The sequence below is a fragment of the Bacteroides ilei genome (genome assembly GCF_900128495.1).
Classification (GTDB): domain Bacteria; phylum Bacteroidota; class Bacteroidia; order Bacteroidales; family Bacteroidaceae; genus Phocaeicola; species Phocaeicola ilei.
Genome location: NZ_LT635801.1, coordinates 1,235,718 through 1,248,389 on the forward strand (window position 1 = coordinate 1,235,718; position 12,672 = coordinate 1,248,389).

Here is a 12,672-nt window from a genome sequence, read left to right on the forward strand (position 1 = left end):
ATGAACTGGGGATTTTTCCATTCTGTTGCATATTTTTCGCAGATCTGTTCCGCGCTTTCGTTTTTCATGGGTTTTGAGGGCCTTGGTGGTGGCATCCGGCCTTGCCACATGGCTTTTCATGTCCTCCTTGCTGTGCCATGGGATTTTTGAACTGGCGTTTTCCTTTGGGACCCATTATGCCAGGACGGCCATGATTGCAGAATAATTTTTCCAGTTGGCGTGCATTCAAGATTTTTTTGAACTTATTGTAATAAGTTTCTTTTGTCTCGATTGCCTTTTTCTGCATGGCAAAACATGCTTCCATTCTCTTGCAGAGGTCCTCATCGGTCATTTCGTTTCTTTTGGGACATTCTCCTTTTTTCATTTCTTTTTTGCAATCCGGACGGCATTGTTTCATTGCTTCTATATATTCTTTATATAGAGAAGCGAATTTTTCGGATGTCTTGTCATCCAGCATCAGTTCACGTTCCATCCGTTCGATTCTCATTTCAATCCGCTCTTCTTGGGTGAGTTGTTTTCTTTGAGGAGCTTTAGAGTCTGGTTGTGCAAATACACTACTGCTGCAGCATATTGCTGCAATAACCAAAGTTGAAAGTATACGACTTTTTTTCATACGTTCTGAATTTTTTATAAGTTCTACTTTAGCGCGCTTTCTGGTGGTTTGACAGAAAGTTGGGATAAAGGTTTATTTGAATAACAAAATTTAATCTTCGGAAACATAATGTAAAGAAAGGGTAGAGATTCCTTTCCTATATCATGTTATTGAGAATCCGGATTCTTTGATAATGTGCATTTTTTTTCCTGTTACCGGATGGATGAAACTCAGTTCTGTTGCATGCAGATAAAGACGGTCGGATTTTTTTCCGTAAAGCTCATCTCCTTTAATGGGGCAGTTCAATCCTTGGTTATGAGCTGCATGTACACGCAATTGATGTGTCCTTCCTGTTTGGGGATAGAATGACACCAGGGTTTCATCAGGTGTTTTTTCCAACACTTTATAGAGTGTGACAGCCGGTTTTCCATATTCGTAGTCTACTCTTTGGCGGGGACGGTCATTGATGTCCGGACAAAGGGGGAGTGTTATTTTTCCTTCATTGTCGGGAACGTTTCCTTCCAGGATTGCCGTGTACCGTTTCTTGATTTTTCTGGTTTCAAAGAGGGCTTGCAGCTGTTGATGGATATTCTTGTCTTTGGCTGCCAGCATCAGGCCGGATGTAGCCATGTCGAGCCTATGGACAATGAGTGGGCCGGTAGCATGAGGATACAGTCTATGCAGGCGTTGGCTTACTGAATCAAGGTTGTCTTTGCCAGGGACAGACAACATGCCAGCAGGCTTGTTAATGACGACAATCCATTCATCTTCGTAGATAATTTCGAGGGGAGTGTCCTTGTGTATGTTTTCTGCCAGCGGATTTTTTTCAACCTTGAGTCCTATCAGCATATGTTTCAGTATAGGTTCGCATTTGCTTTTACAGGAAGGGTAGAAGTGTCCTTCATGGCGGATTTCATCTTTCGGCGACATTCCCCACCAGAACTCTCCCATAGCCAGTGGTTCTAACCGGTGCAGATAGGCAAATTGCAGGAGTTTGGGTAGGGCACATTCACCGGCACCGGCCGGCGGGGTCTTTTGTGGTGTATCTTTGAATATTTCACAAAGATCCTTTATTTCACCTTTTGCATTGAGAATGTGGAACTGTTCGAACAGTTGTTGCTGCAGACGGGCAGAGCGCTTCCGCCGTTCCTGCTTCAATTGGTCAATTGTCTTTTCAATTGTCTGAAGCTTTTCTGTGTAGACATTAATTTCGTCTTTCATCCTTCTTTCCATCCGTTTATACTCTGCTTTCTGGAACTGGCTTTCCCTTTCCATCCGTTTCAGTTCTGTTTCATCAACTCCTTGAGCCCTTTTCTTTTCGCGTTCTGCCTTGGCTTCTTTCAGTGCGTGTTTGGCTTTGCTTAATTGTTGTTCTGCCATAGATGTTGTTTCGGCTAACGTTGTGCGTGCAGACTGGTATTCCATGCTTTCTTCCATCTTTTTGATTTGCATGTTGATGGCAGAGATGTTGGCTTCCTCTATACGGAAAAATCCGTCGGGTTTCAGAAGGTCATATATGGGAGGAACGAAAAAGTCATGCAGGTTACTTCCCGCCAGGTTACCGGAAAACGCGGCTAGATATCCGATCTGGCCGTTGGAGGTACGTACCACAAGTACACCGAACATTTTTCCGGCGTGCAGTTCTTCTTCCCAGTCAGTACGGCTTCTTAAATAGGCTTGTACTTCATCGGCTGCCAGTATCGTCAATTTATGGGGCGTGTAGTGAAATGGAAAGGTAAAAGCAACCGGCAAGGGAATACCAGTTATTTTGTGAGAAAACCGATGGATATAATCAGTATACAGCATTACCATAACTGGATTCAGATCATTTCACGTTGGCGGCAGAAACAGCCGGCAAAGATTTCATCTACGTTCTCTATGTGCTTCTTGAAAAGTCCGTACACCGCCGATCCGGATCCCGACATGGATGCATAGATGGCGCCCATATCGTACAGTTTGTCTTTGATGGCTGCAATTTCCGGATATTTGGCAAAGACGCTGTTTTCAAAATCATTTTTCATGTGATCCTTCCAGGTGTCTACGGGCATCTGTATCACTTCCTTCAATGATATATCCGGATATTTGGGATGGATATGTGCAAAAGCGTCCCGTGTCGAGACAAAAATATTGGGTTTGACCAGAATGATATGATAACCGTTTAAAGACAATTGTATACGTTCAAATATATTTCCTATGCCTGTAGCGAATACGGGCTGGTTCTGGATAAAGAAGGCGCAGTCGGCTCCTAACTGTGCGGCGTATTCTTCCATTTCGGACAGTGTCATGCCGAGGCGGAATTTCTCGTTCAGGACTTTGATCATAAAGGCACAGTCGGAAGAGCCTCCTCCTAATCCTGCACCGGTAGGTATGTGTTTGAACAGGTGGATGTCTACGGGAGGCATTTTGTATTTCTCACTCAATAATTTGTAAGCCTTTACTACCAGATTCTGTTCTGGATCTCCGTCAATGGCTGTTCCGCTAAGTCGTAACCTGTATGGCAGAGGGCTGTTCTCGAGTCGGTTTACTTCCAATGCATCTTGTAGGTTGATAGGATAGAAAATGGTTTCCAGATTGTGGTAACCGTCAGAGCGTTTTTCAATAATATTTAATCCAAAATTTATTTTGGCGTTCGGAAAAGTAATCATAATGTATGTGTGTTTTTTATTTTTTCAAAGATATAAAAACTACTCTGATTACCGAATGGATTTATGAGAAATAATATAAACAGACGGGAATAAGGGAAATGATTGGGATATGGCAATATCATTATCGGTCGTTTTTCATTCAAAGCAACTGTCCGGCACATTTTCTGGTTTGATGTAAAAATCTATAAATATGATTCATATACTGGAAGTATTTGTATCTTTGTTTGCGGGATTCTCCCGCAAATTAAAATGCTTTACAAGTAGTCTTATATGAAAAAGAAATATATTGTATCAGTATCCGTCATTGTTGTTCTTGTCTTTATATGTGTAGTGGGAGTTTCTTCTTTTTCTTCTGTGGAAGATACTGCAGCCAGTGTCCCTGTGGATGATGAACCGGAACAGATTCATCTGAATGAAATGTTGACTAACCGGTTGTCCGATTGTGAGGAGCTGCAGAAAATGGACCGGGATATTGAACGTTTTATGCGGAAGTGGGGGATAAAGGGAGTTTCTCTGGCGGTTTCCCGTAATGATTCCTTGCTTTATGCCAAAGGCTATGGATGGGCCGAGGAGGAGAAAGGTATCAGGATGGAGCCTTCACATATTCTCCGTATGGCATCTGTATCCAAACTGGTCACGGCTGTGGGGATTATGAAGTTGCAGGAAGAAAAGAAGCTGAAACTTACTGACAAGGTTTTCGGGCCTTCCGGAATCTTGAACGATACGGCTTATGCCGGTTCCATCCGCGATAAACGGTATTATAAGATTTCGGTCGAAGACCTGTTGCGTCATAGAGCCGGATTTACCAACCGTCAGGGTGATCCGATGTTCTCTACACGGTATATTATGATCGGCAATAATCTGACTTCTGCTCCAGATCATGAAACTTTGTTGAAAATTATTTTAAGGCGGTCATTGCGGTACGATCCGGGAACCTGGCAGCGTTATTCTAATTTCGGGTATCTGTTATTGTCTATGATTATAGAAAAGGTGTCGGGGATGGATTATGAAACATTCATGAGGAAAGAAGTGCTTGAACCGGCAGGTTGCTTTGACTTTCGTATTGCCGGAAATTATTATAAGGACAAGTATCCGAATGAAGTGAAATATTATGTGCATGATAAGGCAGGACTGGTCGATGAATATAATAACAGCGGGAATCAGGTTGAACGTTGTTATGGAGGAAATGATGTCCATAATCTGGCAGGAGCCGGCGCTTGGTGTGCTTCGGCTGCAGAAATATGTAGGCTGGTGGCTTCGGTCGATATGGACTCTGTTGTCCCGGATATACTGGACCGCCGGAGTATAGAGGCTATGACTGCCTATATAGACAGGAGTACTTTCCCGTTGGGATGGGCCGATGTGAAGAAGAATGGAGAGTGGGTGAGAAGCGGGACCTTGTCGGGTACAAGTGCGTTGGTAAAGCGTTACAAAGACGGTGAATGTTGGGTTCTGATTACGAATACGAGTACATGGAGAGGCCCCTATTTTACCAGGGAAACAGCTAAACTGTTTGAAATGTGCAGAAGAAAATACGGTGCTTTGTTCCCTAATCGGAATCTTTTCGAGTCGGATAATCCGGTCTGAAATACGTTCCGTCATACAGATATTTCTAAGGGTATTGAGACTCCGGTTCTATAAATTGCTTATCTTTGCCCCACTTTAAGTTAATTGATACATGGCAGAAACAAGAAGAACGACCCGTGTTCCCAAGGCTACAAAGACGAAACCGGTAGACGAATACGGACATTTGCAACCACAGGCTCCCGAACTGGAAGAAGCGGTATTGGGAGCATTGATGATAGAGAAGGACGCTTATTCGTTGGTGAGTGAGATTCTTCGTCCCGAATCTTTCTATGAACACCGTAACCAGCTGATTTACGCTGCTATTACAGATCTGGCTATCCAGCAGAAGCCGATCGATATATTGACTGTGACCGAACAGTTGCGGTCTCGGGGTGATTTGGAGGAAGTAGGAGGACCTTTCTATATTACCCAGCTCAGTGGTAAGGTCGCTTCTTCAGCCCACATCGAATATCATGCGCGTATCATAGCCCAGAAGTTCCTGGCCCGTGAACTGATATCCTTTACCAGTAATATTCAGACAAAGGCTTTTGACGAGACGCAGGATGTTGATGATTTGATGCAGGAAGCCGAAGGCAAGCTGTTTGAGATATCTCAGCAGAATATGAAAAAGGATTATACTCAGATTAATCCGGTTATTCAGGAAGCTTACGAGATGCTTCAGAAGGCTGCTGCACGTACCGATGGTCTGAGTGGTCTTTCCAGCGGCTTTCATCAGTTGGATAAGATGACGTCCGGATGGCAGAATTCCGACCTGATTATCATTGCGGCCCGTCCGGCGATGGGTAAGACGGCTTTTGTTCTTTCCATGGCGAAGAATATGGCGGTGAATAACAAGGTCCCGGTGGCTCTTTTCTCTCTTGAAATGAGTAATGTCCAGCTGGTCAACCGTCTGATTGTGAATGTCTGTGAAATTCCTGGTGAGAAGATCAAGAGCGGACAGCTGGCTCCGTATGAGTGGGGACAGTTGGACTATAAGATAAAGGAACTGTATGACGCTCCGCTTTATGTGGATGATACTCCTTCCCTGTCGGTATTCGAACTTCGTACCAAGGCCCGCCGTCTGGTGCGCGAACATGGGGTGAAGATCATAATCATCGACTACCTTCAGCTGATGAACGCAAGCGGAATGTCGTATGGCAGCCGTCAGGAAGAGGTCAGCACCATATCCCGTTCCTTGAAGGGACTGGCGAAGGAACTCAATATTCCTATTGTAGCGTTGAGCCAGCTGAACCGTGGGGTGGAGAACCGTGAAGGTATTGAAGGCAAGCGGCCGCAGCTGAGTGATTTGCGTGAATCGGGAGCCATTGAGCAGGATGCCGATATGGTATGCTTCATACATCGTCCTGAATATTATAAGATTTATACCGATGATAAAGGGAATGACCTTCATGGTATGGCGGAAATCATTATTGCCAAGCACCGTAACGGTGCCGTGGGAGATGTGCTCCTGCGTTTCCGTGCCGAATTCGCCCGTTTCCAGAATCCGGATGACGATATGATTGTGCCGATGCCGGGTGAGGAGAATGCAGCACCCGTACTCCGTTCGAAAATGAATGACGGAGGAGGGCAGAGTTTTGTTCCGCCACCACCTTCGGTAGAAGATATGTCGCAACCGGCGAATCCTTTTGGAGGGCCGGTCAATGAGGTTCCGTTCTGATACGGATGAATAAAAAAGGGAACTCTCCTGTTGTATACCAAATATTTGTATTAAATTTGCACATCATTTCTAGAAATACATAAAACTATACCATATGAATATTTCTTATAATTGGCTGAAGGAGTATGTCAATTTTGATTTGACACCCGAAGAAGTGTCAGCCGCACTTACCTCTATCGGACTGGAAACTGATGGGGTAGAGGAAGTTCAATCCATCAAAGGCGGACTGGAGGGACTGGTTATCGGTGAAGTCCTGACTTGTGAGCCGCATCCGAATTCAGACCACATGCATATCACTACTGTCAATCTGGGACAAGGAGAGCCTGTACAGATAGTTTGCGGTGCAGCAAATGTGGCAGCCGGACAGAAAGTTGTGGTAGCTACGATAGGTACCAAGCTGTATGACGGCGACCAATGTATAACCATCAAAAGGTCAAAGCTGCGTGGCGTGGAGTCAAACGGTATGATCTGTGCTGAAGATGAAATCGGTATAGGTACAAGTCATGAGGGGATTATCGTACTGCCGGCCGATGTCGTTCCTGGAACTCTGGCCAAAGATTATTACAATATCAAGAGTGATTACGTTTTTGAAGTGGATATTACCCCTAACCGTGCTGATGCATGTTCTCATTACGGTGTAGCCCGTGACTTGTATGCATGGTTGGTTCAGAACGGTTATCAGGCTTCATTGACACGTCCTTCTGTCGATGCGTTTAAAGTCGACAATCATGATATGGATATCGATATTGTGGTGGAAAATACGGAAGCATGTCCGCGTTACGCCGGTGTGGCCATCAAGAATGTGACAGTCAAGGAAAGTCCGGAATGGCTGCAGAACAAGTTGCGTACGATTGGAGTCCGTCCGATCAACAATATTGTGGATATTACCAATTATATTCTGCATGCATACGGACAGCCTATGCATTGTTTTGACGCCGACAAGATAAAGGGCGGAAAGATTGTGGTGAAGACTTGCCCCGAAGGTACTCCGTTCGTTACGCTGGATGAGGTGGAACGTAAGTTGTCCGACCGCGATCTGATGATCTGCAATGTAGAGGAACCGATGTGTATTGCCGGTGTTTTCGGCGGTCTGGACTCGGGTACTACGGAAGCCACTAAGGATGTGTTCCTGGAAAGTGCTTATTTCCATCCTACTTGGGTGCGTAAGACTGCACGCCGCCATGGTTTGAGTACCGATTCTTCGTTCCGTTTCGAACGTGGTATTGATCCGCATGGAACAATTTATGCATTGAAGGAAGCTGCTTTATTGGTCAAGGAACTGGCCGGCGGTGAGATTGCTTCTGAAATCAAGGATAATTATCCAACTCCGATCAACGATTTCCAGGTTGAGCTGACTTTTGACTATATAAATTCATTGGTCGGAAAGGTTATTCCGGTTGAAACGATCAAGAGTATCGTGACAAGTCTGGAGATGAAAATTATCAACGAAACTCCGGAGGGCTTGTCTCTGGTTGTTCCTGCCTATCGGGTAGATGTCCAGCGCCCGTGCGACGTCGTTGAGGATATTCTCCGTATTTATGGTTATAACAATGTAGAGATTCCTACGGCCTTGAAGTCCAGCTTGAGTGTAAAGGGTGCTGTCGACAAATCAGTAAAATTGCAGAATCTGGTATCCGAACAGCTGGTAGGCTGCGGTTTCAATGAAATATTGAACAATTCATTGACGGCTGCTGCATATTACGATGGTCTGGAAACATACAGACCGGAAAATCTGGTCCGTGTGATGAATCCGCTGAGCAATGACTTGAATGTAATGCGTGCTACGCTGCTGTTCGGTGGTTTGGAAAGCATCCAGCATAACGCAAACCGTAAGAACGCCGACTTGAAGTTCTTTGAATTCGGTAACTGTTATCATTTCCATGCCGAAAAGAAGAATCCTGAAAAAGTGCTGGCTGCCTATTCAGAAGAACTGCATATGGGTTTGTGGGTGACCGGTAAGCGTGTAAGCAACTCTTGGGCTCATCCAGACGAACAGTCTTCCGTATACGAATTGAAGGCATACGTGCTGAATATTTTCCGCCGTCTGGGACTGAATTTCGGTTCATTGGTATTCGGTAACCTTACCGATGACATTTATGCTGCGGCCATTTCTGTCCATACTCGTGGCGGTAAGTTGTTGGCTACTTTCGGAACATTGCATAAGAAACTTCAGAAGAAGTTCGATATTGATAACGAAGTCTATTTTGCCGACCTGAACTGGACAGAACTGATGAAGGCTGTCAAGAACAATGTGGTTACATTCAAGGAAATTTCAAAGTTCCCTGCTGTCAAGCGTGACCTTGCCTTGCTTATCGACAAGAAGGTGCAGTTCGCAGAAATTGAAAAGGTCGCTTACGAAACAGATCGTAAGTTGCTGAAGAGTGTAGAATTGTTCGACGTTTATGAAGGCAAGAACCTGGAGGCTGGGAAGAAGAGCTATGCCGTGAGCTTCATGCTTCAGGATGAGAATGCTACTTTGAACGACAAGCAGATTGACAAGCTCATGCAGAAGCTGATTGGCAACCTGCAGAACAAGCTGGGGGCCGTACTTCGATAAGATAAAGCACTGAATGATGCGTTACGATATAAAACCAGATTATCACTTGAAAGCTAAGCGGAGATGCCTGACAGCATTTTCCGTGGGTTTGGTACTTGCGTTTCAGGCTGCAAGAGTCCTTTGGGATTTTTCTCTCAATGCGCCATGGAAGAATGGATTGGCCATTGCGGGTGGCTTGGGATGCTTACTGATTAGTGGAATAGGATACTGGAAATACAGGAAGCTTGTTCAGTATAATAAATAAAAAGAAAACTTATTAAAAATAAATTTAAAAATATAGTCCAATGGGAAGAGCGTTTGAATATAGAAAAGCTACAAAACTGAAAAGATGGGGCCATATGGCCAAAACATTTACCCGTCTAGGTAAACAGATTGCTATTGCAGTAAAGGCTGGTGGACCGGAGCCGGAGAACAATCCTACGCTGCGTTCGGTTATTGCTACATGTAAGCGTGAAAACATGCCGAAAGATAACATTGAACGTGCTATCAAGAATGCAATGGGTAAGGACCAGAGCGATTATAAAGGTATGACTTATGAAGGATACGGTCCTCATGGAGTGGCTGTGTTCGTTGATACATTGACAGACAATACAACCCGTACAGTGGCTGACGTCCGTTCTGTATTTAACAAGTTCGGCGGTAACTTGGGTACTACCGGTTCTCTGGCTTTCTTATTCGATCACAAGTGCGTGTTTACCTTCAAGAAGAAGGAAAACATGGATATGGAAGAGTTGATTCTGGATTTGATAGACTATAACGTAGAAGATGAATACGATGAAGATCCGGAAGAAGGTACTATCACTATCTACGGTGATCCGAAGAGTTATGCAGCTATCCAGAAACATTTGGAAGAATCAGGTTTCGAGGATGTCGGCGGTGATTTCACCTATATTCCGAACGATCTGAAAGATGTCACTCCGGAACAGCGTGAAACTATCGACAAGATGGTAGAACGTCTGGAAGAGTTTGATGATGTCCAGACCGTTTATACAAACATGAAGCCGGCTGAAGACGAAGAATAATTTGTCGTTTTGAATTTATTTTTGTGTCATTCTGGATAAATGCCCCATTTCCTTTCAGGAAGAGGCGGGATTTGTTCAGAATGACATTTTTTATGTTATAATCAATGTTGTTATGGTCATTAATTATAGAACTCAAGGCACGTGCAGTACAAATATTGAAATAGAGGTTGAAGATGGAATCATCCGTAATGTCCGTTATACAGGTGGATGTAACGGGAACTTGCAGGGTATTTCTGCGTTGGTAAAAGGCATGAAAGTAGAAGATGTCCTGGAACGGTTGGAAGGTATCCATTGTGGTTCTCGTCCCACGTCATGTCCCGACCAGCTTTGTAAAGCGCTTCGTACGGCTTTCAAATGATGCCAGATTCAATGCCTCATATTGTTGCTCTGGTTGAAAAGATAGGGAACATAAGAAGCCTACGATAATTAAAAAAAATAAAAAAATCAAAAAAGAGGCTGTCTCATTTTGAGACAGCCTCTTTTTTGTATCTTTAAACATCTTGTCGTTTTGTTTGAAAGATGCGTTCATTTTCCGTAGAAGATGAAGTCGTTTTGTGTATGATTCCAAGTCGTTTTTTACAGAAGATGAAGGTGTTTTCAGGAAATTCCAGGTTCTATTTCGCACGCCCGTGCGCATTGCGCATGCGTGCGCCCGAATAAGAGTATGTGTACCCGGTAAAGGCCCCTTCAGTCCTTCCGGAAAAATAACCTGCAAACAGGTAGGTGTCTCCTTCAGGGATTACTTCTGCAGGCTGCTCAGAGAATTAAAAAAGGGAAGAACGGATTACGAAAACCTGCTTCCCATGACAATATGCAAATAATAATCGTTAAATTTGTGAACTCTTTTTTAGACGGGTGCCTGCTGGCACCCGTCTAAAAGGGGCTACCCTAAAATTGGAAACTTACAGTATGCTTACATTTTTAACAATGTTATCAAATCTTAACGGGGGGCGATTTGTATTATTGTTAAAAAGACTTCCCAGATTACTGTTTTTTATGGTTTAAATGTTAATTCTATTAACGTGGGGTGTCTTGATTTTTTTTCATGCATTTCTGTAAACCATAGGAATTGTTTTTATGATAAGAATTATTTGTCTAAAAGAACTATTCTCTATGAAGTTGTACTATGTAAATGAACATTGGGGATGTAGTAACTATGCTACAGATGAAACAGCATTATTTTTTTTACGTGAGGTGAAGCCGGGTGAAACAACCATAAGAAATTATCTTGATTTCACTCTGCTTGTTTTTTTGTATGTTGGCGACATAGAAATAAATTATGGTATCGACCGTAAATTACACCTCACTGCAGGAAATGTATTTCTTTTACCTAAAAATCTTGAAATAAAAGTTACATCTTCTGATGATAATGTAGCACGTATACTTTTATGTAAATTCACTGGAGATATTAAAATGTGTTCCATGTATTCGCTCAAACAATTGGAAAAATTCATGCCAGAAAATCTTGATAACCGGTTGTTTTGTTTGCCTTTTGATGACAGAATCAGGTCGTTTGTTGATCTTACTGTCTTGGCGTTGTCGGCAGGTTTGGGTTGTACACATTATCATCAGATAAAACGTGAGGAACTGTTCATGTACCTTCGTGCCGGTTATACTAAGGAGGAACTTGCGATGTTTTTTTCTCCTGTCCTTGGAAAGGATCTTGATTTTAAGGATTTCGTCCTTACACATTATAAACAGATATTCGATGTCAGGGAGTTTGCCAAAAAGGCCAATATGAGCCAGAGCACATTTAATCGGCGTTTCAAGGAATCGTTCAATGATACAGCTCTGAAATGGCTTCTTGCCCGTAAGTCGGAAAGCATTCTGAATGATATTGTAAAGAGTAATCTGACATTTGCCGAAATCTCAGAAAAATACCGTTTCTCGTCTCCTTCGTATTTCGTAGCATTCTGTAAAAAGCACTATGGAAAGACCGCTGCAGAATTGCGTAAGGATGGTCTTTGATTCAAAATGATAATTTATTGGCGTTTTTTCGTAATTGACGGTTTTGTTAAATGTGTACTTTTGCATCCGATTTATTTCAATAACTATAACAGATGAAATTGGTATACAGAAGAGTCTTTGCCTTATGCTGTTTCGTATTTATGGCATACATGCTTAATGCGCAAAACGTTGCGATGAAGACAAATACGCTTTACTGGGCAACATTATCGCCCAATATAGGTTTGGAGGCCAAATTAGGCAGACAGTTTACTACTGACCTGCAGGCGGTGTATAATCCCTGGGAGTTTAAGAACGGGAAGAAAATGAAGTTCTGGCTTGCACAGCCCGAATTGCGATACTGGTTTTGTGAGTCGTTTGAAGGTCATTTCGTTGGAGTTCATCTTCATGCGGCACAATTTTATGCAGTTCCCAAAGACAAGGTTTACGACGGATATCTTGCGGGTGGAGGCTTTACTTACGGTTATAACTGGATTTTGTCTCCTCACTGGAATCTTGAAGCGCTTATCGGTGTAGGATATGCGCGTCTGTGGTATAAGGAATATCCTGACATGCCGTGTATGAAATGTTATGAGGACAAGAAGAAAGATTATGTGGGCCCTACCAAGATAGCCCTATCAGTATCTTATCTGTTTTAATTAAAGAGT

The 12,672-nt window shown here is 43.3% G+C and carries 10 protein-coding genes; 7 read left to right on the forward strand and 3 right to left on the reverse strand.

Features of this window, described 5'->3' with window-relative positions:
* Positions 1-64: 64 nt before the first annotated feature.
* From BQ7489_RS05325 to ispE, 3 genes are all read right to left on the reverse strand, one after another.
* Positions 65-613, reverse strand: a complete 549-nt coding sequence (locus tag BQ7489_RS05325) for a hypothetical protein (RefSeq protein ID WP_162617777.1) — start codon at positions 611-613, stop codon at positions 65-67.
* A 141-nt stretch (positions 614-754) separates the two neighbouring features.
* Positions 755-2,398, reverse strand: coding sequence for a pseudouridine synthase (locus tag BQ7489_RS05330; RefSeq protein ID WP_072532040.1), 1,644 nt, complete (start codon positions 2,396-2,398; stop codon positions 755-757).
* Between the two features lie 14 nt (positions 2,399-2,412).
* A complete protein-coding gene (gene ispE, locus BQ7489_RS05335) occupies positions 2,413-3,237 on the reverse strand; it encodes a 4-(cytidine 5'-diphospho)-2-C-methyl-D-erythritol kinase (protein WP_072530263.1) in 825 nt (274 codons plus the stop codon).
* Between the two features lie 270 nt (positions 3,238-3,507).
* Here ispE and BQ7489_RS05340 point away from each other — a divergent pair, with 270 nt between their 5' ends.
* From BQ7489_RS05340 to BQ7489_RS05375, 7 genes are all read left to right on the forward strand, one after another.
* On the forward strand, positions 3,508-4,824 hold the full coding sequence (locus BQ7489_RS05340; protein WP_239496923.1) for a serine hydrolase domain-containing protein: 1,317 nt from the start codon (positions 3,508-3,510) through the stop codon (positions 4,822-4,824).
* 91 nt (positions 4,825-4,915) lie between these two features.
* Positions 4,916-6,481: a replicative DNA helicase gene (gene dnaB, locus BQ7489_RS05345; protein WP_072530264.1), complete on the forward strand. Its 1,566-nt coding sequence runs from the start codon at positions 4,916-4,918 to the stop codon at positions 6,479-6,481.
* Positions 6,482-6,575: 94 nt separating this feature from the next.
* Positions 6,576-9,038: a phenylalanine--tRNA ligase subunit beta gene (gene pheT / locus BQ7489_RS05350; protein WP_072530265.1), complete on the forward strand. Its 2,463-nt coding sequence runs from the start codon at positions 6,576-6,578 to the stop codon at positions 9,036-9,038.
* Positions 9,039-9,322: 284 nt separating this feature from the next.
* Positions 9,323-10,060, forward strand: a complete 738-nt coding sequence (locus BQ7489_RS05360) for a YebC/PmpR family DNA-binding transcriptional regulator (protein WP_072530267.1) — start codon at positions 9,323-9,325, stop codon at positions 10,058-10,060.
* A 112-nt stretch (positions 10,061-10,172) separates the two neighbouring features.
* Complete coding sequence (locus BQ7489_RS05365; RefSeq protein WP_072530268.1) at positions 10,173-10,418, forward strand: TIGR03905 family TSCPD domain-containing protein; 246 nt, start codon at positions 10,173-10,175, stop codon at positions 10,416-10,418.
* Between the two features lie 755 nt (positions 10,419-11,173).
* Entirely contained in the window at positions 11,174-12,028 is an 855-nt protein-coding gene (locus BQ7489_RS05370) for a helix-turn-helix transcriptional regulator (protein WP_072530269.1), read from the forward strand.
* 92 nt (positions 12,029-12,120) lie between these two features.
* Complete coding sequence (locus tag BQ7489_RS05375) at positions 12,121-12,663, forward strand: DUF3575 domain-containing protein (protein ID WP_072530270.1); 543 nt, start codon at positions 12,121-12,123, stop codon at positions 12,661-12,663.
* Positions 12,664-12,672: the final 9 nt, after the last annotated feature.

Bases quoted from the DNA above. Each gene is read 5' to 3' on its own strand.
- dnaB (WP_072530264.1), top strand. From the start codon at position 4,916: ATGGCAGAAACAAGAAGAACGACCCGTGTTCCCAAGGCTACAAAGACG.
- BQ7489_RS05375 (WP_072530270.1), top strand. From the start codon at position 12,121: ATGAAATTGGTATACAGAAGAGTCTTTGCCTTATGCTGTTTCGTATTT.
- BQ7489_RS05325 (WP_162617777.1), bottom strand. From the start codon at position 613: ATGAAAAAAAGTCGTATACTTTCAACTTTGGTTATTGCAGCAATATGC.
- BQ7489_RS05365 (WP_072530268.1), top strand. From the start codon at position 10,173: ATGGTCATTAATTATAGAACTCAAGGCACGTGCAGTACAAATATTGAA.
- ispE (WP_072530263.1), bottom strand. From the start codon at position 3,237: ATGATTACTTTTCCGAACGCCAAAATAAATTTTGGATTAAATATTATT.
- pheT (WP_072530265.1), top strand. From the start codon at position 6,576: ATGAATATTTCTTATAATTGGCTGAAGGAGTATGTCAATTTTGATTTG.
- BQ7489_RS05330 (WP_072532040.1), bottom strand. From the start codon at position 2,398: ATGCTGTATACTGATTATATCCATCGGTTTTCTCACAAAATAACTGGT.
- BQ7489_RS05370 (WP_072530269.1), top strand. From the start codon at position 11,174: ATGAAGTTGTACTATGTAAATGAACATTGGGGATGTAGTAACTATGCT.
- BQ7489_RS05340 (WP_239496923.1), top strand. From the start codon at position 3,508: ATGAAAAAGAAATATATTGTATCAGTATCCGTCATTGTTGTTCTTGTC.
- BQ7489_RS05360 (WP_072530267.1), top strand. From the start codon at position 9,323: ATGGGAAGAGCGTTTGAATATAGAAAAGCTACAAAACTGAAAAGATGG.